General features: G+C 31.3%; 22 protein-coding genes. 19 read left to right on the top strand and 3 right to left on the bottom strand.

What is annotated here, in order from left to right; genetic code table 11:
* Nucleotide 1 precedes the first annotated feature (1 nt).
* The 14 genes from KA833_RS03850 (at nucleotide 2) to KA833_RS03785 (ending at nucleotide 15,084) form a co-directional block, all read left to right on the top strand.
* Nucleotides 2–1,003 (top strand): NAD-dependent epimerase, encoded by a 1,002-nt coding sequence (locus tag KA833_RS03850; RefSeq protein ID WP_210127928.1) that lies wholly within the window; start codon nucleotides 2–4, stop codon nucleotides 1,001–1,003.
* A 21-nt stretch (nucleotides 1,004–1,024) separates the two neighbouring features.
* A complete protein-coding gene (locus KA833_RS03845; RefSeq protein ID WP_210127930.1) occupies nucleotides 1,025–2,299 on the top strand; it encodes a nucleotide sugar dehydrogenase in 1,275 nt (424 codons plus the stop codon).
* Between the two features lie 2 nt (nucleotides 2,300–2,301).
* Nucleotides 2,302–3,450: a glycosyltransferase family 4 protein gene (locus KA833_RS03840; protein WP_210127932.1), complete on the top strand. Its 1,149-nt coding sequence runs from the start codon at nucleotides 2,302–2,304 to the stop codon at nucleotides 3,448–3,450.
* Nucleotides 3,451–3,465: 15 nt separating this feature from the next.
* On the top strand, nucleotides 3,466–4,062 hold the full coding sequence (locus tag KA833_RS03835) for a sugar transferase (RefSeq protein WP_210127934.1): 597 nt from the start codon (nucleotides 3,466–3,468) through the stop codon (nucleotides 4,060–4,062).
* Nucleotides 4,059–4,673 (top strand): acetyltransferase, encoded by a 615-nt coding sequence (locus KA833_RS03830; protein WP_210127936.1) that lies wholly within the window; start codon nucleotides 4,059–4,061, stop codon nucleotides 4,671–4,673. Before KA833_RS03835 ends, KA833_RS03830 begins: the two co-directional genes overlap by 4 nt.
* 42 nt (nucleotides 4,674–4,715) lie before the next feature.
* On the top strand, nucleotides 4,716–5,810 hold the full coding sequence (locus KA833_RS03825; RefSeq protein ID WP_210127995.1) for an aminotransferase class I/II-fold pyridoxal phosphate-dependent enzyme: 1,095 nt from the start codon (nucleotides 4,716–4,718) through the stop codon (nucleotides 5,808–5,810).
* A 24-nt stretch (nucleotides 5,811–5,834) separates the two neighbouring features.
* Complete coding sequence (locus KA833_RS03820; RefSeq protein ID WP_210127938.1) at nucleotides 5,835–6,773, top strand: LCP family protein; 939 nt, start codon at nucleotides 5,835–5,837, stop codon at nucleotides 6,771–6,773.
* 51 nt (nucleotides 6,774–6,824) lie between these two features.
* Complete coding sequence (locus KA833_RS03815; protein ID WP_210127940.1) at nucleotides 6,825–8,087, top strand: phenylacetate--CoA ligase family protein; 1,263 nt, start codon at nucleotides 6,825–6,827, stop codon at nucleotides 8,085–8,087.
* A 156-nt stretch (nucleotides 8,088–8,243) separates the two neighbouring features.
* Nucleotides 8,244–8,948, top strand: coding sequence for a CoA transferase subunit A (locus KA833_RS03810; RefSeq protein ID WP_210127942.1), 705 nt, complete (start codon nucleotides 8,244–8,246; stop codon nucleotides 8,946–8,948).
* A complete protein-coding gene (locus KA833_RS03805) occupies nucleotides 8,941–9,591 on the top strand; it encodes a 3-oxoacid CoA-transferase subunit B (protein ID WP_046207218.1) in 651 nt (216 codons plus the stop codon). Before KA833_RS03810 ends, KA833_RS03805 begins: the two co-directional genes overlap by 8 nt.
* A 147-nt stretch (nucleotides 9,592–9,738) precedes the next feature.
* Complete coding sequence (locus KA833_RS03800) at nucleotides 9,739–10,149, top strand: hypothetical protein (protein WP_210127944.1); 411 nt, start codon at nucleotides 9,739–9,741, stop codon at nucleotides 10,147–10,149.
* A 9-nt stretch (nucleotides 10,150–10,158) separates the two neighbouring features.
* Entirely contained in the window at nucleotides 10,159–11,124 is a 966-nt protein-coding gene (locus tag KA833_RS03795) for an ornithine cyclodeaminase family protein (protein ID WP_210127946.1), read from the top strand.
* A 490-nt stretch (nucleotides 11,125–11,614) separates the two neighbouring features.
* The gene (locus KA833_RS03790; protein WP_046207221.1) at nucleotides 11,615–12,556 is read left to right on the top strand and encodes an NAD-dependent epimerase/dehydratase family protein; all 942 of its coding nucleotides are present in this window, start codon (nucleotides 11,615–11,617) and stop codon (nucleotides 12,554–12,556) included.
* An 11-nt stretch (nucleotides 12,557–12,567) separates the two neighbouring features.
* Nucleotides 12,568–15,084 carry a glycosyltransferase gene (locus tag KA833_RS03785; RefSeq protein ID WP_210127949.1) on the top strand — a complete coding sequence of 839 codons (2,517 nt, stop codon included), beginning with the start codon at nucleotides 12,568–12,570 and terminating at the stop codon, nucleotides 15,082–15,084.
* A gap of 156 nt (nucleotides 15,085–15,240) precedes the next feature.
* Here KA833_RS03785 and KA833_RS03780 read toward each other — a convergent pair whose 3' ends face one another.
* The gene (locus KA833_RS03780; protein WP_210127950.1) at nucleotides 15,241–16,308 is read right to left on the bottom strand and encodes an acyltransferase family protein; all 1,068 of its coding nucleotides are present in this window, start codon (nucleotides 16,306–16,308) and stop codon (nucleotides 15,241–15,243) included.
* Nucleotides 16,309–16,537: 229 nt separating this feature from the next.
* Here KA833_RS03780 and KA833_RS03775 point away from each other — a divergent pair, with 229 nt between their 5' ends.
* Entirely contained in the window at nucleotides 16,538–17,380 is an 843-nt protein-coding gene (locus KA833_RS03775) for a sialate O-acetylesterase (RefSeq protein WP_210127952.1), read from the top strand.
* 128 nt (nucleotides 17,381–17,508) lie between these two features.
* Here the strand turns inward: KA833_RS03775 and KA833_RS03770 are convergent, their stop codons facing one another.
* Nucleotides 17,509–17,814, bottom strand: coding sequence for a monooxygenase (locus KA833_RS03770; protein WP_040029905.1), 306 nt, complete (start codon nucleotides 17,812–17,814; stop codon nucleotides 17,509–17,511).
* 270 nt (nucleotides 17,815–18,084) lie between these two features.
* On the opposite strand from KA833_RS03770, the gene isaB reads away from it, so the two are divergent.
* The 3 genes from isaB (at nucleotide 18,085) to cidR (ending at nucleotide 20,815) form a co-directional block, all read left to right on the top strand.
* The gene (gene isaB, locus KA833_RS03765; protein ID WP_046207225.1) at nucleotides 18,085–18,672 is read left to right on the top strand and encodes an immunodominant staphylococcal antigen IsaB family protein; all 588 of its coding nucleotides are present in this window, start codon (nucleotides 18,085–18,087) and stop codon (nucleotides 18,670–18,672) included.
* 376 nt (nucleotides 18,673–19,048) lie between these two features.
* Nucleotides 19,049–19,897 (top strand): class A beta-lactamase, encoded by an 849-nt coding sequence (gene bla, locus KA833_RS03760; protein ID WP_245336262.1) that lies wholly within the window; start codon nucleotides 19,049–19,051, stop codon nucleotides 19,895–19,897.
* 42 nt (nucleotides 19,898–19,939) lie between these two features.
* Nucleotides 19,940–20,815 carry a cidABC operon transcriptional activator CidR gene (cidR, locus tag KA833_RS03755; RefSeq protein WP_040029908.1) on the top strand — a complete coding sequence of 292 codons (876 nt, stop codon included), beginning with the start codon at nucleotides 19,940–19,942 and terminating at the stop codon, nucleotides 20,813–20,815.
* Between the two features lie 443 nt (nucleotides 20,816–21,258).
* Here cidR and KA833_RS03750 read toward each other — a convergent pair whose 3' ends face one another.
* Nucleotides 21,259–22,203, bottom strand: a complete 945-nt coding sequence (locus tag KA833_RS03750; protein WP_064209878.1) for a LacI family DNA-binding transcriptional regulator — start codon at nucleotides 22,201–22,203, stop codon at nucleotides 21,259–21,261.
* A 145-nt stretch (nucleotides 22,204–22,348) separates the two neighbouring features.
* On the opposite strand from KA833_RS03750, the gene eda reads away from it, so the two are divergent.
* Nucleotides 22,349–22,966 carry a bifunctional 4-hydroxy-2-oxoglutarate aldolase/2-dehydro-3-deoxy-phosphogluconate aldolase gene (gene eda / locus KA833_RS03745; protein WP_046207228.1) on the top strand — a complete coding sequence of 206 codons (618 nt, stop codon included), beginning with the start codon at nucleotides 22,349–22,351 and terminating at the stop codon, nucleotides 22,964–22,966.

Genomic DNA, 22,966 nt, shown 5'->3' with positions numbered 1-22,966 from the left:
TATGAAAATTTTAATCACTGGTGCAGCAGGTTTTATTGGATCACATCTTGCGAAAAAGTTAATTCAACAAGGACATCATGTTATAGGCGTAGATAGCATAAATGATTATTATTCAGTTTCTTTGAAAGAAGATAGACTAGAATCGATAGGAAAAGAGAATTTTACTTTTTACAAATTAAAATTAGAAAATTACGAAGATTTAGTAAAAATATTTAAAGATGAAAAACCAGAAGTGGTTGTTAATTTAGCAGCTCAAGCGGGTGTTAGATACAGCATCGATAATCCAAAAGCGTATATAGATGCCAATATTGTTGGTTTCGCGAATATACTTGAATGTTGCAGACATTTTGATATACAAAATTTAATTTATGCATCATCAAGTTCTGTATATGGCGCAAATACTTCTAAACCATTTAGCACTTCGGATAACATAGATCATCCGTTAAGTTTATATGCTGCAACTAAAAAATCTAACGAATTAATGGCACATACGTATAGTCATTTATACAATTTGCCAACTACCGGTTTGAGATTTTTTACAGTATACGGACCTTGGGGAAGACCAGATATGGCACTATTTAAATTCACAAAAGCGATTGTAAATGATGAGGTTATAGATGTTTATAATCACGGTAATATGATGAGAGATTTTACTTATGTGGATGATATTGTAGAAGCAATAAGTAGATTAGTGAAAAAACCTGCATCGCCAAATAAAGAATGGTCAGGTGCAAATCCAGATCCTAGTTCTTCTTATGCACCTTATAAAATATATAACATAGGAAATAACAGTCCAGTCAGATTAATGGAGTTTGTAGAAGCAATTGAAAATAAATTAGGAAAAGAAGCTAAGAAAAACTACATGGATTTACAACCTGGAGATGTACCTGAAACTTATGCAAATGTAGATGACTTGTTTAGAGATATTGATTTTAAACCAGAAACTACAATTCAAGATGGTGTAAATAAATTTGTTGATTGGTATTTGGAATATTACAAGTAAATAATGGGAGATGTTACTTTTATGGAAAGAAGTATTGCAGTTGTTGGATTAGGTTATGTAGGTTTACCAGTAGCTGTCACTTTTGGTAATAAACATAAAGTGATTGGATTTGATATTAATGAGTCAAGGATTCAAGAGCTAAAAAATAATTACGATAGAACAAATGAAGTTACAGAAGATAAATTAAAGCAAACTAATATAGAGTACACTTCAAATGCAGTGGATTTGAAAAAAGCTGATTTTATTATTGTAGCTGTACCAACACCGATTGATAAACATAATAAACCGGATTTATTACCATTATTAAAAGCCAGTGAAACAGTTGGAAAAGTGATTACGCCTGACACAATAGTAGTTTACGAGTCAACGGTATATCCTGGTGCAACAGAAGAAGACTGTGTACCTGTATTAGAAAAACATTCAGGACTAGTTTGTGGTAAAGACTTTTTTGTTGGCTATTCACCAGAAAGAATAAATCCAGGTGATAAAGTGCATACTTTTGAAACAATTACTAAAGTTGTATCAGGTCAAACACCTGAAGTATTAGAAGTAGTTGCAGACGTATACAGCTCAGTAGTTACATCAGGAGTTCATAAAGCATCCTCAATTAAAGTGGCAGAAGCAGCAAAAGTAATTGAAAATACACAACGTGATGTGAACATTGCATTAATGAATGAACTCGCAATCATTTTTGATAAATTAAACATAGACACTAATGAAGTACTTAAAGCTTCAGGAACAAAATGGAACTTCTTGAATTTTAAACCAGGGTTAGTAGGCGGACATTGTATTGGTGTTGACCCATATTATTTAACACATAAAGCTCAAGAAGTTGGTCACCATCCTGAAGTTATCCTAGCAGGTAGAAGGATAAATGATAATATGGCTAAACATATTGCTTCTAATGTAATTAAAGAATTATTAAAGCAAGGATTAGAAGTTCAAGGCGCATCAGTGAATGTATTAGGTCTTACATTTAAAGAAAACTGTCCAGATTTAAGAAATACAAAAGTTATTCATATTATTGAAGAACTTAAAGAATACGGATTAAAAATATACGTAAATGATGTAGAAGCCAATTCCGAAGAGGCTAAAAAATTATATGATTTGAATTTGATTAAAAAACAAGAGTTAGGTAAAGCAGATGCTTTAATATTTGCAGTCCCACATGAAGACTACTTAATTAATAAACATGAATATTTGAAATTATTAAATGAAAATGGAGTAGTGTTTGATGTTAAAGGTATTATAAGAAGTGAAGATTTATTAATAAATCAGAGACTTTGGAGGCTATAGATATGAAAATAGTACAGATTGCTGCGATAGAAAGTACGCATATCAAACTTTTAAAAGCTTTGAATGAAGAGAGTATTAAAAAAGGGGCAGAGGTTCATTGTGTTTGTACCACTGGAAATAAAAAGAAAGAACTTCAAAAGCAAGGCGTTATAGTTCACGATATTAAAATCGACCGTAAAATTAGCCTGTTAGGAAATATAAAATCAATATATAGGATGTTAAAATTATTCAAAAAATTAAAACCAGACATTGTGCACACGCATACACCTGTAGCATCTGTTTTAGGAAGAATTGCAGCTAAATTAGCTAAAGTCCCTAATATTATCTATACAGCCCACGGATTTTATTTTCATGATGGTATGTCGAAAAAAACATATTTTATATACTTCCATATTGAAAAAATTATTGGGAAAATTTGTACTGACTATATTTTTACGCAAAGTAGAGAAGATTATTTGACAGCTAAAAAAAATAATTTTCTAAGAAAGAAGAAACAAAACAACTATTTTCACATTAGTAATGGCATCGACTTAAATAATGAATTTAATATAAATAATATAAGTGAGAAAAAAATAAAAGATATAAAATTAAAACATAATATTAAAAAAGGAGATATTATAGTTACTTTCATAGGTAGATTAGTGAAGGAAAAAGGTATTTTAGACCTATTAGAAGCTTATAGTAAATTAGAATCTAAAAATGTTAAATTTATTATTATAGGTAGCTTGTCGGATAGCGAAAGAGATAAAGATACCATAAAAATAATTGAAAAATACAAAAAAAATAGCGATGTCATTTTTACTGGTCAAATATCAAATATAAATGAATATTTAACTTTAAGTGACATATATTGCTTGCCTTCATATAGAGAGGGGATGCCACGTTCAATAATTGAAGCAATGGCTATGAAAAATGCTATTATTGCTACAAAAATTAGAGGATCGAGGGAAGAAGTTGTTGAAAATGAAACAGGCTACTTGATTCCTTTAAAATCAAGTAAATATATTGCTAGTAAAATAGATAATTTGGTAGGAAATGTTGAAATACTTAATAGCTTTAAAGAAGCAGGGTATTCTCGCGCATTGCAAATTTATAATGAGGAAGAAGTAATAAAAACACAGTGGAAAGTTTTTCGTAAATTAGTTAAATAAAGGTGTGATTTTAAAGTGTTAAAACGTGTGTTTGATTTTACAGTAAGTGGAATAGGGTTAATAATTACGTCACCAATTATGTTATGTACAGCCGTATTTATTTCTAAAAAATTAGGGAAACCAGTATTATTTAAACAAATTAGACCAGGAAAAAATGGGGTTCCATTTTCTATATATAAATTTCGTACAATGACAAATGAAACAGATAAGAATGGACAATTATTATCAAATGAATTAAGAAAAACTAAATTTGGTTCATTATTAAGAAAGACAAGTATCGACGAATTACCCCAACTTATTAATGTAATCAGAGGAGATATTAGTTTAGTAGGTCCGAGACCATTATTAATTGATTACTTACCCCTTTACAATGATTTTCAGAGAAAAAGGATGAATGTGAAACCTGGAATAACTGGATGGGCACAAATAAATGGTAGAAATACTATATCATGGGAAAAAAAATTCGAATTGGATGTTTGGTATGTAGAAAATCAGTCATTTAAGCTAGATATGTATATTCTTTATAAAACGTTTACAAATGTTTTGAGGAAAAAAGATATAAATGCCAATAGTTCTATTTCTATGGAAAGGTTTAAAGGCACGGAATCATGAAAAAAATATTTTTAATTGGTATGGGTGGACATGCAAAAGTAGTTAAAGACATTATAGAATTAAATAATGAATTTGAAGTAATAGGGTATTTAGATGATAAATTCCATGAAAAATCAGTCAGTGATGGAATTATTTATGACAATTTAAATTCATATAGAAACTATGAGGACAATTATTTTATAATTACAATCGGCAATAATAAAATAAGAAAACAAATTTTTGAAAAGTTAGAACTTCCACTCTGTAAATATCCAAAATTCATACATCCTTCAGCAGTTATTGGATCGAATGTTGAAATAGGATATGGAACAGTAGTTATGGCAAATGTAGTAGTAAATGCAGATACTTATGTAGGTAATCACTGCATTTTAAATACAATGGCAAGTATTGGGCATGACGTATTAATTAAAGACTTTGCTCATATATCGCCTAATTCTACATTAACAGGTGGTGTGCAAGTAGGGATGTACACTCAAATAGGTGCAGGATCGACGGTAACGCCAAAAGTAATAATTGGAGATTCAACATTAGTAGGTGCAGGATCAACTGTAATTAGTAATATATCAAATAATATGACAGTATTTGGTACACCAGCAAAACCCAAGGAGTGAGAGTAATTGACAAATGAACGAGTATATTTATCCAGACCACATATGGGTGGGAATGAACAATCTTATATATCGAAAGCATTCGAACAAAATTGGATAGCACCATTAGGAGAGAATGTTACAGAATTTGAAAATAGTATAAAATCTTATATCAATATAGATGAAGCATTGGCTGTTAGTAGTGGTACTGCAGCAATACATTTAGCACTTATAGAGAGTGGTGTAACAGAAAATGATTATGTATTTTGTACATCTTTAACTTTCTGCGCGACTTCTAATCCGATTTTATATCAAAATGCTATCCCTGTATTCATTGATTCTGAATTAGATTCTTGGAATATGTCGCCAGTCGCGTTGGAAAAAGCGTTTAAAGAATTTGAAAAAAAATCAATTAAACCAAAAGCTGTTATAGCAGTTAACTTATATGGGCAATCTGCAAGATTAGATGAAATAAAATCAATTTGTGATACATATAATGTTACATTAATAGAAGATGCTGCTGAATCATTAGGCGCTGAATTCCAAGGTAAAATGAGCGGTAGTTTTGGTGATTTTGGTATTTTTTCATTCAATGGTAATAAAATTATTACAACAAGTGGCGGTGGCATGCTAGTAACAAATAACAAAGAAGCTAAAGAACATGCACTTTTTTTAGCAACACAAGCAAGAGATAAAGCAATACATTATCAACATAGTGAATTAGGTTATAATTACAGATTAAGTAATATCTCAGCCGGTATTGGCCGAGGACAAATGGAAGTATTAGAGCAACGTGTTCAAAAAAGAAGAGCAATTTTTGATAAGTATTATCAAGAATTGTCAGATATTGAAGGTATTGATTTTCAACCGGAATTACCTAACTCCAAGGCAAACAGATGGCTAACTGCATTAACAATTGATGAGAAAAAGGCTGGATTTTCGGCAAACGATGTAATAAATGCACTTAGCAAAGAAAATATAGAAGCACGACCTGTATGGAAACCTATGCATTTACAACCATTATATGACCAATATGAATTTATTTATGATGGTGTAGATAATGCTAAATACTTGTTTGAACATGGGATTTGTTTACCTTCAGGTTCAGATATGGAAACAAAGGTTCAAGAAGAAATTATTCAAATAATAAAAAAATTATAAAATAAATAAAAAGAAGGTGGATACATGGAAAGAAGAAAAAAGAAAAAATCCACGGTAAAAAGGGTTATTCTCACTGTATTAATCATTTTAGCACTGCTAATTATTATAGCTGCAGCATTTATATTCTATAAACTTACTTCATTAAATAGTTCAATTAATGATCCACTTGATAGAAAACATTCTGAACTTAGAGATGGACCATTAAAAAAAGGAGAGCCAATTTCAATAGCGCTTTTTGGTATAGACTCTGATGAAGTTAGGGATTCAGAACACGGTGGGCAAAGATCAGATTCAATCGTACTTCTGTCAATTAATCCAAAAGATAAAAAAACTGAAATGATTAGTGTGCCGCGTGATACACATGCTGAAATTGTTGGTAAAGATACAGAAGAAAAAATCAATCATGCCTATGCCTATGGTGGTCCAGATATGGCAGTGAAATCTGTAGAAAAGCTTATGGATGTCCCAATTGATCACTATGCAGCCATAAACATGGATGGTGTTTCTACACTTATAGATGAAGTCAATGGTGTTGATGTTGTTAGTAATGCAACTTTCAATGTTAGGGACTATACATTTGAAAAAGGTAAGAAATATCACATGGATGGCAAAGAAGCATTGGCGTTTATGCGGAGTAGGAAAGAAGCAGGTGCTGGTGGCGATGAAGGAAGGCAAGCGCGACAACAACTTGTGATCGAAGCAGTAGCTAAGAAATCAATGAATCCGAGTTCAATACCGAAAATCAATTCAATATTTAACGCAGTAGAGGATAACGTCAAAACTGATTTGAGTTTAACTGATTTAAACGGTATTCGATCTGATTATAAGAGTGCACAAAAAAATGTGAATCGTCATACTTTAAATGGTGAAAATACATTGGGTGATGATGGATTATACTATTTTTATCCAAGTAATAATGACCAAATAGTTAAAGATTATAAAGATAATTTGAATTTAAAATGATTTTTAGAAATTATTTATTTTGAATAAATATAGTGTGAATTGAGGATTAAAATGAATCTGAGAAAAACAATTTTTAATATAATAAAGTTTAGAGACTATAAATATATAAAATCAGTTAAGAAAAATTTGAGAAACAATATTGAGAAACCTGTGCAAATTAATGAATTCAATAAAGATAATTTTTTAGAATTTATCACAAATAATTCAGTATATTATAAACAGTATAAGGATAAGAAGATTTATGATTTTCCCATTATAACTAAGCGAGATATTGTAGATAATTACAATGAAATTGCAACAATAAAACCTGAAAAACGAAAAAAATTAATGAAAGTGTCAACTAGTGGCTCTTATGGGACGCCATTATCATTTTATGTCACTAAAGAAAAAAGATTAACTCAACAAGGTGAAGTATTATTTTTTGGTAGCTACTCTAATTTTGATTTAGGGATTAAACATTTATATATACGGGTTATTAAACCAAGCTTTAAGAATATGATTATCAAAAATCAATATATATTAAAACCTGGTAATATAGACCAAAATTGGATGAGAAAAGCACTGAAAAAAATATCAAATGAAAAGCATAAGGTTATCATTACTTATCCAAGTATTATGAATAATTTAGCTACTTATGCTTGTGAGCATCAATATGAAATAAAGCATATTAAAGGTATCATTACTTATGGAGAGAAATTAGATGAGAAATCTAGTCAAAATATTTATAAAGCCTTTAATTGTAAGCCGTTATCAAGGTATTCTACAGAAGAATTAGGGGTTTTAGCTAATACTAAGATTGATAGTAATGAAATGATTTTGAATCAAGTAAATTACTATATAGAAATTTTAGATGAAAATAATGAACCTGTTGCTGAAGGAAATACAGGTAAAGTGGTAGTGACAGACTTTAATTCTCATATTATCCCATTGGTACGTTATGATACAGGAGATTTAGCTACATTAACTAGTTATAAAGATGGTCTTGCACATACGATTAGTAATATAGAGGGTAGAAAAATAGAAACGGTGTATACTACTAAGGGTGATGCATTAATGCCCTTTAATATTAATATAATGATGAGTAAAATTGAAAATATTTATCAATTTCAATTTATACAAAAAGGCAGAAAAGAATATGACCTTAAAATTTTACCAAAGAAAAGTTTTGATGAATCAAAATTAAATGAATTAAAAAAGCAATATAAAAATCTTCTGGGTGAAGATGCGTTAATTAATATTAATTTAGTAGACAAAATAGAAACACTTAAATCTGGGAAAAGACCCTATATCATTAATCAATATACTCAAAAATAATGAAAAATGATTCGAATCGGACTGATATATTTCAGTTCGATTTTTGTATATTTATTTATGAAAACGGCAACATGAAATAAAAGACTTCGCAAAAAATTTCAAGTATAATTGTTTTAATACTAGGTATTAATTTTAAAAAAGAAGTGAGGTTATAACATGTCTAAAGTCATTCAAGACATACATACAGCATTTGAGCATTTAGAAAATGGCATGACAGTACTTGCCGGTGGTTTTGGGCTATGCGGGATACCAGAGCATGCCATTGAAGCGATTCGTACAAAAGGTACAAAAGGATTAACCGTAGTGAGTAATAACTGTGGTGTAGATGATTTTGGATTGGGTCGTTTACTTGAGAAAAAACAAATAGATAAAATGGTTAGCTCGTATGTAGGTGAAAATAAAATATTTGAGCAACAACTGATCAATGGTGAGTTAGATGTAACACTAACACCTCAAGGTACGTTGGCTGAAAAACTACGTGCAGGCGGTGCAGGTATTCCAGCATTTTACACAAAAACAGGTGTGGGGACTTTGATCGCTGAAGGTAAAGAATCACGAGAATTTGACGGTGAAACGTACATTATGGAACGTGCCATTACAGGCGATTTTGGTATTGTGAAGGCTCAAAAGGCGGATACATTTGGTAATTTAGTATTTGAAAAAACAGCGCGTAATTTTAATCCTTTATGTGCTATGGCCGCCAAGACTACTGTCGTTGAAGTAGAAGAAATTGTTGAATTAGGTGAAATTGACCCAGATGATGTACATATGTCAGGTGTATATGTGGATTATATCTATCTTGGAAAACATTTTGAAAAACGCATAGAAAAACGTACAGTGAAGGAGGTACAACATGGATAAACAAACACAACGTAAGAAGATTATTCAGCGTGCAGCACAAGAAATTCATAGTGATATGGTAATAAATTTAGGTATTGGTATGCCAACACTTGTAGCAAATGAGATGAATGACCATGTAGAAAATGTCTTTTTCCAATCTGAAAATGGTTTGCTTGGTATTGGCCCATATCCTACTGAAGATGAAGTGGATCCAGATTTGATTAATGCAGGTAAAGAAACGGTTACTGCTGCTAAAGGGGCTTCCTATTTCGACAATGCAGAATCATTTGCGATGATACGCGGCGGGCATATTGATTTAGCAATTCTTGGTGGTATGGAAGTTTCGGAAACAGGTGATTTAGCAAACTACATGATTCCTGGCAAGCTCGTAAAAGGTATGGGCGGTGCGATGGATTTGGTGGTTGGAGCTCAAAAAGTGGTCGTTATCATGGACCATATGAATAAACATGGTGAATCTAAGATAAAATCAAAATGTGAGTTGCCTTTAACAGGCGCAGGTGTTGTTAATACGTTAATCACAGATTTAGCTGTTTTTAAATTTGAAGATAAAGTTATGAAATTGGTTGAACTTCAAGAAGGTGCCACACTTGAACAGGTACAAACCCATACAGATGCTTATTTTATAAATTGCTTGAATCATTAGCTGTTTTTCCACATATTGCACGATGTATTCATAGGTAGATCATTATCTATTTTTAAAAGATTAGCTCTTAGTCAAACTTAAAATTCCGAGTAAGTATGTTATTGTAACAATAGAGGTTGAATTAATGACAAAGGTTCGGAGATTGATATGAAGAAAAATGCAGAACTGAAAAGTATTGTTATTGCTATTATATTTGCAGCGGCTGCAGATGTGGTTCCTAACTGCATATTTCATAAAATCTTGTTGGTAATCGGTATTTTAGCATTTATTTATATGTTGATTACACATTTAAAGTTTACGTTATATCATATTAAAATAGAAGATAATCAGCAACAAACATGGTTTAGTGTGAAAACGGATTATTGGTTGCTGTTTATTAAAAATATGTTGGCCATAACGCTATTATTAGCGATATATTGTGTGTCTGTGTATGTCGATAATCATATGGCTTGGATTATCATTCCTTTACTTGTCGTTGGATTTATAGGAATAATCTTATTTGAAAATAAATTTGAAAAGAAGAGCAACATTTTAGAGTCAGAAAATGTAAAAGAATAGAGGTGGCTTATGAAATTTATTGATGCACATGAACAAGCTGAATTATTAAACATGGAAGAAGTCGTTGAAGCAGTAGCCGAATCTTTACAGGCCTATTCTGAAGGGAAGACGGATACCCCTTTACGTTATGTACTTCCTTTTAATGAAAACAATCGTTATCTAGTTATGCCGGCTTTATCTGATGAATTGAAAGTTGTGGGGCTTAAAACAGTAACAATGGCCCCTAATAATACAAAGATAGGTAAAAATACCATTGTTGGTTCTGTGATATTATCAGATTATGAAACTGGTGAAACATTAGCTGTATTAGAAGGTTCTTACTTAACTAAAATTCGTACAGGCGCAATTTCTGGCGTAGCTACAAAATACCTTGCTCGTGAAAATGCAGAAACATTATGTGTCATAGGGACAGGCGATCAAGCACAAGGATTAATTGAAGCTGTATTAGCTGTTAGAGATATCAAACATATTCAACTGTATAATAGAACTCACCGTAAAGCAGTGACATTTGCAGAAACGATTCAACAGCAATATCAATCCGTTGATGTGACAGTGATGGAAAATGTTGATGATGCTATAGCTAATGCTGATGTTATTGTCACTGCAACCAACGCCACACAACCTGTTTTTAATAAATCATTAGAAGCTGGGGTCCATGTGAATGCTGTAGGTTCTTTTAAATCAGATATGCAAGAGTTGCCTTCACACGCTATAGCAAATGCAGATAAAGTAGTTGTAGAAGCATCGGAAGCTGCATTAGAAGAAACAGGAGATTTAATTACCCCAATAAAAGAAGGTCTGTTTGGAGAAAAAGATTTATATGGCGAACTAGGTGAAATTGTCAGTTCTCATTTAGCTGGACGCGAAAGTGATGATGAAATTACCGTATTTAAATCTGTAGGTGTAGCCATTGTAGATATTATTGTGGCTAACTATTTTTATCAAAAAGCACAGAAAAATAATGACGTGCAGTAATTTATATATAAGGTCGATAAAGTAAAATTTTGATAGGCTATAGTAAAATTATTAAGCGTTTCGCTGTATTGCTTTATAGTATAATGTAGGTATTATTTTATACTTTAAAGGATACTTATGGCGGAACGCTTTTTAAGTTAGTTTACAAATTTAATATTTATCAAAGCATACTTACACAAAAGATTAGTGTTTCATAGATTCAGTTATTAGCAATATTTAGGTTTAGGTATGCAGATAAATGAATTTTTGCAAAGTGCATAGTGTTATAATTCAATTATTATTAAGTTTTTACTTCAATTTCTTTTGATTTGATCGTCAAAATTGTTAAACTTGTATTAATATAAAGAAGATGTTAATTAACTAAAACTATAATTTTAGTTTAATATTGTTGTATTTTTTATGATAAAAGTAGAGTTATATGGTTTAATAGATTTTATTAATTGAATTGATGGTCAGTATATTATGACTTGAATATATAGGAGGAGAAATAATGAAAATACTAATTACAGGTGGTGCTGGATTTATCGGCTCGCACTTAGCAGAACACTTTAATAAAGCTAATGAGGTGTTTATATTAGACAATTTAAGCACAGGGCATCGTTCGAATGTCGAATTTATAGATGATGCGCATTTCATTGAAAATGATGTGATTAATACATCATTTGTGACATCCTTAGTAGAGAAAGAACAATTTGATATCGTCATTCATTTAGCAGCCGTAGTTAGTGTTGTAGAAACAATAAATGACCCTATAAAGTCTCAGTCTGTCAATATAAATGGCACATTAAATCTCTTAGAAGCCAATCGTCAATATAATCATAATTTGAAGAAATTTATTTTTGCATCATCAGCAGCCGTTTATGGTAATACCGAAGGATTACCAAAACAAGTCGAAACGTTCATTGATCCTGAATCACCTTACGCTGTGGAAAAATATGCTGGGGAACAATATACAAAAATTTACAGTACGCTATATCAACTGCCAACAACTGCTTTAAGATTCTTTAATATATATGGACCGAGACAAGATCCTCATTCACCATACTCTGGTGTATTATCTATTATAGATAATAAATTTAAAAATAACGAAACATTCACATTTTTTGGGGATGGAGAGCAAACGAGAGATTTTGTATATGTAAAGGATTTGGTGCAAGCGGTTTCAACAGTGCTCGATAATGAAGTGACGAATGGCAAAATATACAATTTAGCTACTGGTAAACAAATATCACTATTAGAAATTTTTGATAAGTTCAAAAAGGTTTATAATAAATCTATAGACTATCAGTTTGCTGAATCAAGAAGTGGGGATATTAAACATTCTTGTGCTGATATCAAAGGTTTGGAAGCGCTAGGATATAAACCACAATATGATATTATGTCAGGTTTAACTGAATATATTAATTACTCGAATACAGATAAGAAAAACTAAGAGGTGGAAGAATGATTGGTAAAACGAAAAAGTTTGTATTAAATCAGACAAAAAGAAAATTAAAATTCATTTCGGAACCATTGAAATTACAATTTAGAAGTAAATACACAAGAAATATTATGCATTATGCAAATCTATATAAAACGATTGAAGTAGATGACAAGCATATTTTGTATCAAGTTAGAGATGGACAAAGTATGACAGATAGTCCTTATGCAATATTTAAATATTTAATGAGCCATCCTGATTATCAAAAATATATACATATTTGGGTCGTAGCATCTCAAAAAATGCAAAAAGCATTTTCTAAAAAATATAGTAAATATAAAAATGTAAAATTTATAGTTAAAGAAAGTGAAGACTATTTACATTATTTAACAAAGTGTAAATATCTCATCAATAATGCGACGTTTCCAACGTATTTTACGAAAAAGCCAAATCAAATATATGTTAATACTTGGCATGGTACACCTTTAAAAGCAATGGGGTTAGATATCAAACATAATTTATTAGAATCACAAAATACAATTCGTAACTTTTTAAGTTCTGACTATATTATTTCACCTAACCAACATACGACAGATATTTTTAAAAAAGCATTTAAATTAGACGGTTTAAATGATGAAGCAATTTTAGAAATTGGTTATCCTAGAATAGATGCAACGCTAAATGCACAGTCAAAAGAAGTTATGCAGAAATTAAAGCAACAAGGCATTAAATTAACAGATGCGCCGATTTTACTCTTTTCACCGACATGGCGTGGCCAAACGGTCAGTACACCAGAAGATAATATTGAAGAAATTGAAGCGCTGATTGAGTCATTAAATAAACAAACACATTATCAAGTGTTATTAAAAGTGCATCCGTTTATTTATAAAAAAGCAGTAGGTAATAAAAAATTAAAAAAATACTTAGTGGAAGATACATTTGATACGAATGAATTACTCAGTATTGTTGATTTGCTTGTAACTGATTACTCAAGTATCTTTTTTGATTATTTAGTTACAGATAAACCTATTATTTTTTATACACCCGATTATAAAGCCTATGAAGAAGACAGAGGATTTTATCTTCCTGTGGATAGTCTTCCAGGTCCAAGTGTGCACTCAATTGAAGCATTGGTAGCTACTGTCCAAGAATCACAGCGCATGCTAGCACAATATAAGGGGAACTATCAAAAATATAAACAAAAATTTGTGAATTACGATGATGGACAAGTCACGGAAAGAGTTGTCAATCAAGTGTTTCATCATGATGCACCCAAAAATGGCGTTCAAAACAACAGAAAAGAGCGTATTTTAATATATCCAGGTGGTATGAAACCTAATGGCATAACAACATCGATCCTGAATTTATTAGAAAATGTTGATTATGATAGATATGATATTACGGTTTATCTTGGATTCAATAGAAATAAAGATGTGATAGATAATCTATATAGCTTAAATGACAATGTGAGGGTTATTTTAAGAAAAGGACCATTGTTGGCAAACACTTCAGAATACTATCGTAACCTATTGGTACGCAATAGAGGCATCAAATCGAAAATTGAAGAAAAAATTTATCCGGATGCATTGTATCAACGCGAATTTAGAAAAGTGTTTGGTAACTCAGCGTTTGATGTCGTTATGGATTTCAGTGGCTATGCGATGTTTTGGTCTGAAATCTTGTTAGCGAGCAAGGCTAAAAGAAAATTAATCTACTTGCACAGTGATATGAAAATGGATATGGAGCGTAAAGTGAACGGTGTGAGACCGCATTACGCTAATCTAAAAGGTGTGATGTCCTTATATCCTTATTATGATAAGCTCGTAAGTGTGTCTGAAGTGACTAAGCAGGAAAATGTTAACAAAATAGCGAATAGAAAAACAAAAGATAAATTTAAATCATCGATGAATACCATTAACTTAGATAGAATTTATAATTTGGTGGATGAAGATAATGATATCTTTATGAAAAATGGGGAACGTGTCATTGTAAGAGAACAGGATAAGCAAATTACAAGCGTACCGTTCCATAAATCCGATTATAAAGTGATGACAATGGGAAGATTATCTCCTGAAAAAGGATTTGATAATTTGATTCAAGCGTTTAGCGGCGTGGTGGAAGCAAATCCTAACGCGAAATTATACATTTTAGGTGATGGCCCACTCAAAAATCAACTAAATAAACTAATTACGTCATTAGATTTATCAGAGCATGTATTTTTAATGGGACAAAAAAGAAATCCATTTAATATTATGAGAGATTGTGATCTATTTGTTTTACCGTCTTATTACGAAGGGCAATCAATGGTCTTATTAGAGGCGTTGACTGTTGGTATAGATATTCTGGCATCAGATATACCAGCCAATCAATATGTACTTGATTATGGCAAGTATGGAATGTTGAGTTTTAATGATGCTGAATCATTACAAACAAGCATACAACAGTTTATTAATAAGGAAACACCTGTTTATGCCAAATTTGATCCAGAATTATATAATAAAGAAGCGATTGAACAATTTTATCATTTATTAGATGACTAAAGTATCATATAACTGAGGGATGAGAAATAATGCTCAAGCCCAAAATAAAGGACGCATCCATATGAAATGGATGCGTCCTTTTTATATTTAAAAGCCTTCAATTTATACTGTGCTTGTTTATTTGAAATGCCATGTTTATATAGTAACTTTTACACTTTAACTATGATGTTTATAATTATTGATAACCATAGACTGTAGTGTATTTCTTCCTACAACAATTCTTATATATGGAATAAAAGATAGTATTATCGCTAATCCAATACAAAATCCAAGTGTGAAAATAGAACTTAAGATTAAAAATAGTGGTGGGAATGTAACAAATGATGCTAGCGATCTAGAAATAAAATCTACAATGATTTGGTGTGCTAAGTATATGAAAAATGATATTTCGCTTATTAAAAACACAAATACTAAATTAAACCGAGTTAAAAATTTAGATAAATAGACGATAAATACAAAACTGATTGCAGAAAATAAGACTAAATCAAATCGATTAGACTCATTTAGATGTACGTCTAAATAAGAAAAATTAAATGCCATATAGGATAAAGCCAATAGCCAAATCAATAGAAGCCAAACTAAATGACGCTTTAAAAAATGAATAACAGTATCATAATATTTACCGAAGTAGAAACCAACAACAAAGTAAAATAGCCAATATAAAATAATGGTTCTACTGAATAAAGGATAAAAATCCCAGAATTCAAGATAAGCAGTACTGTAATACATTAAATAAGAATGTCCAAAACTAATGATAAAGGTAACAACAAGTACAAAAATAGGATTGGCTTTACTCAATAATTTATAAAATAAGCGATGTAATATATAAAACTGAAAAATAACAAGTACAAACCATCCGAAAAATTTACCTTCCACTACGATATTTAAAAAGATTTCCCAAAATGATTTATCTGAATTATCACCAAGAAATAGTCTGAAAGTGATAAATAAACCAAATATAGCATAAGGAATTAAAATAAATTTCATGCGTTTAAGTAAAAAATTTTGCGGAATTTTAGTTGAATATCGCATACCTAATAATGTTTCGGACAAAATAATAAAGCAAGGTGTTGCAAATAATAAAATAACTTGTAAAAAACTATAAAATGATCTTTCAAATTGTGAAATGTGATAATCGTTTACTAAACCGGTTAAACAATGGACGATGACTATTGCGATACAAAATATCGCTCTAGCATAGGTGAGTTCCATTTTCCTCTCCAAAATAAAAACTCCTCTCAAAATCCATTCCATAATATGATAATTAGTATTAAAAGTAAAGTTTATATGAATTTATTTTTATAATAATTATATATAAAGCGTAGCACTTTCTAATATGAAATTTGGGTAAGTTTAAGAAAAAAATGATATGCTTACATATATTTAAAATATTCACTGAAAAATAGCTACTAGCAGTTAATTAAAAAACTAAAAAATTGAAAGGAACAACGTTATGAAATCAATCTTACTAATTGGTCAATCAAATATGGCAGGAAGAGGATTTTTAGATAGTGTAAATCCCATCATTGATGAACGTATTTTTATGCTTAGAAATGGTAGATGGCAAATGATGGAAGAACCGATACATAGCGATCGTTCTGTCGCTGGTATTGGACCAGCTGCATCGTTTGCAAAGCAATGGCTCGATGATCATCCAAATGAAACAATAGGGTTCATTCCATGTGCTGATGGAGGTACTTCTATTGAAGAATGGTCAGATGAAAGTATGCTGACGCGGCATGCTGTAAGTGAAGCGAGATTTGCTATGGAAACGTCTGAATTGATTGGTGTTTTATGGCATCAAGGTGAAAGTGATAGTCAAAATAATAAATTTCAAACATATGAAACAAAATTATCACACCTCATTGATTATTTTAGAGAAGCACTTGAATTGCCTAAACTTACTTTTGTCATTGGATTGTTAGGAACGTTTTTAGGAAAAGAAGGGTTTGGCGCTAGTGCTACAGAGTATCAAGAAATTAATAACAGTATCAAGAACGTCGCGCAGAAACAACATGATTGTTACTTTGTTACAGCAGAAGGCTTAACGGCAAATCCAGATGGTATTCATATAGATGGATTCTCACAACGCTTGTTTGGGATTAGGTATTATGATGCATTTTCAAAATCAAAGGACGTCGTCAATCCTTTAGATAATGAGAGCGAAAGAGAACAAGATTTATATAAAACTGAATTTACTAAAAATGAACAAATGTATATGCTTGTGGCTAGGTTATCTAAAAATGAAATCACCTATCAAGCGTTTATCAATGACATGTCACAACTGAATAAATAATGATTTGGAAAATTATTATTTTTAAAAATATTTATTTTTTCGTTCAATCTATGTCTAAAAAGCCTTTCAAAACACACGAGATGTGTGTACATTTGAAAGGCTTGTTGTATTTTATCATCCCAATACGGTTATGTTAATCGTCCATGTGTGATTTTAGTAAGTGCGTCATTTGTAGCAAATATTTTAGCATTTACAGTTGGGACACCCATGGATTGTAGGCGCTCACTATGCATGTTTAAATAATTTTTAGCATTTTTGTAACTATCAAATGCATAAATGCCACCCGCTTCTTTTTCATCAGCATTTTCTGTCCAAATTTTCCATAAAAAACCTGGTTCTCCATTTATAGATTTCGCTAAATCAGCGAATTGTCTGGACATCTCTTGTCCAAAAGGACCATCGATTGGAAAATCAACTTGTAAAATATAGATCATGATAAACCATCCTTTTTAAATTATTTATTATGTTTACTATACCAATTAAAAATACATTGCAGTATGGTTTTAGCTCAAGCACTTTTCTAATATGAACAATCAAATGTTTAACATAACATCAAAGCTATATCGATAAAGTATTTTTATATATAATTTGTACTAATATTTACAAAAGTGTAATATTACTTGAAAATAAAACGGAGAGGTGTATGATGAAAGTAAACAATTACACTTTGCATATGGAAGACTACAAATAAGGAGTGATTTATTATGCGGAAAGTTGGAAAGTTAATTTCAGCAACTGTCGTTGTATCTACACTGGTTGTCGGTTCTTCAGCAGCATATATCTCAACGAGTAGTCCAACAGCGCAAGCAGCAGAGCAAGTCCAAAAGTGGGGACACGGTGAAGGTGGCGCAAGCGGTGCAAATAGTGAAAATGGTGTTCGTTCACAAGCACAAACAACACCTTGGTATAATTACGAAGGTTATACAACATATGATCCAACTTTTACACAAGATTATAACTTCGTACGTGCTTTAAAATATGACAATGTTACGATTGATGGTTATAAAGTTGACACTAATGCCAAGAAAGAATTTGATCATTCTAAGAAAATTTATGATACAAGCGTAGAATTTAATAGTGACAATGAAGTGGTGCAACTTACTTTCTTCACAAAACCTGATTCAGTATCTAAGTCAACATTTAAGAAGGCTCATACTTCAAATGAAATCATAGGAGAAGGTAAATTAGGCAATAAAGATGGCACTTATGTGAAATATGAAACAAATAATGGCTTTTATACTGCTTTCTTTGATCAAAATGATAATTTGGTGGAAATAACAATCGGTCAGTAGTTTAAATAGTATTAATAAAGTTAAGATTCAACTCAGAGATGATTTGAAATCGCACGTTTTTGAGATTATAGCAACAGTTACTTTAATTGAAATTGTATGCTTTGGCTGGGGCAAATTAAATGTCTCAGCCTATTCTGTTGTATAGTCAATAAAATAAAGTATTCATTAAGAGTGAATGTAGCAGATTTTGTTGATGAAATGCTTAATTGCAGTATTTTTAAATTTTATAGTTACTGAAGTATATATTTAGTCCCAATTATTTCTACTCGTTAATGGTTAGGCGTAATAAAGATAATTGTGTTTTGTTATATTTATGATTATAGTTAAACGTAAGTATAGCGTATTGCTTTCAAATGTGAATAGGGGGATTGAAAACTTGAAAAAATTCTATTTAAGTGTTTTGTTTGGGCTTTTTTTACTCACAGTGACAGGAAAGGTCGCTGATGCAAAAAGTTTTGATCAAATAGAACAAGATAATGATACAATTGTAGGGGTTTATGGTGTCAATACAGCTAATGGCAAAGTGGTACAGCACAGATCAGGTGAACGGTTTGCATTTGCATCTACATATAAAGCAATTTCAAGTGGTATATTATTACAAAACACGCCAACGTCAGAACTAAATAAAAAAATAGCGATATCCAAAGATGACATTGTCGCTTATTCACCCGTCACTGAAAAATATATCGGCAAGCAAATGACGTTAAAAGCATTAATAAAAGCTTCTATGTTGCAGAGTGATAATACAGCTAATAATAAAGTCATCGAAGAAATAGGTGGAATTAAAGAATTTCAACAAGCACTCATACATCGTGGAGACCATATATCTAATCCACAAAGACTCGAACCAGATTTAAATTTATATGATCCACAAAGTACAGATGATACAACCACACCTAAAAGAGCTGCAACAACGTTCAATCATCTTCTACAGAGTGAAAATATGAGCAAAGCTAACCTTGAATTACTAAAGCATACAATGATTCATAATGAAACTGGAGGTACGTTAATAAAAGCAGCTGTATCTAAGGATGATGTTGTAGGAGATAAAAGTGGTCAAGGTTTAACCTATGGTAGTCGAAACGATTTAGCTTTTATATATCCAAAAAAGCAAAATAAGCCAATTATTCTTGCTATTTACACGAAAAAATCAGATAAAGATGCGAAACCTGATGATAAAGTTATTCAAACAGCGGCAGAAACAGCTATTAAGTCATTAAAATAAATTCAAGTAAGCGAAACTTAGATTGGTGCAGAGGGGTTAAACATGGAAATAAAGCAAATGAAATATTTTGTAGAAGTTGTGAAAAATGGGGGGATGACACAAGCATCCGAGCATTTATATATTGCGCAATCTACAATAAGTAAAAATATTAAAAGTATTGAAGACGAATTTAATATCACTTTATTTGATAGAAGAAAAAAGCATATTATTTTAACGGATATCGGCCAGATTTTTTATGATAAATGCGTGGAAGCTTTAGCGGTGCTAGATGATTTATCATTAGAAATGGGAGATGTAACAAATTTAGAAAAAGGCCATATAAGAGTTGGTATATCAGCAATTATGAACGTGAGACTTTTTACAGAAAGTTTAAATCATTTTCATAGTAAATATCCAAAAGTGACATACGAAGTTATTGAAGGTGGAGGCAAAGCTGTAGAGTCTTATTTAAATAATGATGAAATTGATGTAGGCATTACTACGTTACCTGTAGATAATGATATCTACCATGCTATCCCACTATATAATGAAAAGTTATTGCTAGTCGTAAACAAAGATGCGATGCTTGCGAAACAAGGACCAGTCTATCTAGGTGATTTGAAAAATGAACGTTTTATTATGTTTCATGATGATTACTATTTAAAAGATCAAATTATTGAAAGTTGTAGAAAAGTTGGTTTTCATCCAAAAACGGTTGCTAAAATGTCTCAAATTACTTTTATTGAAAATATGATTCGAGATGGCATCGGTGTGAGTATATTACCAGAAAGTATCGTAAATATTTTAAATGAAGACCTTGTGGGTATAGAAATTTCAGGTGCAGATGTGTCATGGAATTTGGGAGTTATTTGGAAAAAAGATAGCTATATGAATTATGTAACTCACGAATGGATTAAATTTTTAAAAGATACTAGATAATGATGCTTAACAAAGCGATTATAGTTTATGAAAAATGTATTCCATAACAGAATGTTATATATTCCAACTATGTATTTTAATCATATTTCAGTGCGTAATATAATAGACATATAGAGGTAGTAAGTACTGATGATTAATAGAAGAATAAAAGTTAAAACATTTATGATAATCCCTAGCGCCAAAATATTAACTATATAAGCGTTTCATAATTTAAAGCTCATAACAAATTTATATAGAATTTAACTAATATAATAACTCTCCCCATTCATTCACTAAAATAAGGACACCCTATTCTTATTCATTATTATATTATTGAGCAATGATATTTAAAAACTAAGCTTATCTTCTAAATCAGTACAGTTTAATAAACGACCCTCTTGTCAAACATCAAACAAACATATAAACATGCCCAAACCTTAGCAATAGGTTTGGGCATGTTTATTTTAAATGTTTTTTTGTATTTTAGGGTGAAGATGATAGGCCGACTCAGTTGCTTCATCTTTAATAACTTTATCTAAAGTTGCTACAATCGTTTGAGCAATTTCAGCGGTTGGAACGCCAATCGCGTTGACTGGGTAATCTAATTTTTTAATTTGAGGGATATTGTCATAAGAATACAAGATAGGGTGATCTTGTGGTCCTAGTGCATTTATTGTACCGACTGTTATATCATAGCTGCCACAAATCACGCCTGGTGCAAGTGCGTGTGTTTGTAAAAATTGTTTAACGGCAGATTCCGTTTCAATTGCATTCAAACTTGTAGAATCAATGATACGATAATTTATCTTGTGTTTGTCACAATATTGAGCAATCGCTTCTTTTTTTGCGATTTGACGTGTATCATTTGTATGTATATCACCAATATAATCAATGTGATCAATGTCCTGATCGACCAATGCTTCAATTGCCATGATCATCGCTTCTGAATGGTTTACGTTTATAATCGGATAAGGGATGTCACGATCGACACCATAGGCAACGACTGGGACATTGTTATAAATTTCTGGAGATAAGTTTGTTGCGTCACCTTCATCAAAAATGACGATACCATCACAACCGAATTCAACAAATTTTTTCGAAGCGGCAGCGACATCGTCTATCGACACAAACATGACATAACCTAAATCTTTGATGGCGTGATTGATTTCTGAAATAAGGTGTGTAACCGCTACACGATCTACAGAAGGCCAGATTAATCCAATTGTGCCACTTTTCTTTGAAACAAGTGCTCTAGCAGAATGATTAGGTATATAATTCATTTCTAAAGCTTTTTGTTGAATTAAATTTTTGGTTTTTGGTTTTACGAGATGAGAATTTTTAAGTGCTTTACTAACTGTGGAATAGCTGACACCACAGGCTTCAGCAACATCTTTTAAAGTTACAGCCATAAAATTTCTCCTTGAAATTGATTGATTTAAATGCAAATTAATTATACCATAGAGATAAGCATTACAATATTTTTTTGTACAAAAATAACAACGTTGTTATTTTGAAGGGTATTGTAATTGATATCATTTTTGAGGGGTTGAAGACATGGATTCAATGAATACAATGAAAGAGATTCAACAAGGCAAACACATTGCTGTCATGCGAACTGAAGATGCAAAATCTTTTTTAGATATTGCACATACCATTATTGATAAAGGCCTACACACAATTGAGGTTACTTTAACAACGCCGAACGCTATAGAAATTATAGCTGAATTATCAAAAAGAGACGACGCATTGATTGGTGCAGGAACAGTGTTAGACAGTATTTCTGCACGTACTGCCATTTTAAATGGTGCGAAATTTATCGTTAGTCCATCTTTTGATAAAGAAACAGCGAAAATCGCTAACTTATATGATGTGCCATATATTCCGGGCTGTATGACTGTTAAAGAAATGGTTGAATCATTACGTTATGGTTGCAAAGTCCTTAAATTATTCCCAGCGACGCAATTCACACCTAAGTCAATTAAAGATTTCAAAGGGCCATTACCACAAATTGAAATTGTGCCTACAGGTGGCGTTGGTAAAGAAAACCATAAAGCATGGTTAGATGCTGGAAGTTTTGCAGTTGGCATTGGAAGCGAAATAACAAAAATTTATCAACAAGAAGGAAAAGATGCTTTAGAAAGATATATTTCAGAAATAAAAAGTGAGGTATAA

This window comes from Staphylococcus sp. GDY8P67P, assembly GCF_017892545.1.
GTDB lineage: Bacteria > Bacillota > Bacilli > Staphylococcales > Staphylococcaceae > Staphylococcus > Staphylococcus ureilyticus.
The sequence above is the reverse complement of the archived record's forward strand: the minus strand, read 5'-3'. Positions and strand labels throughout refer to the sequence as shown.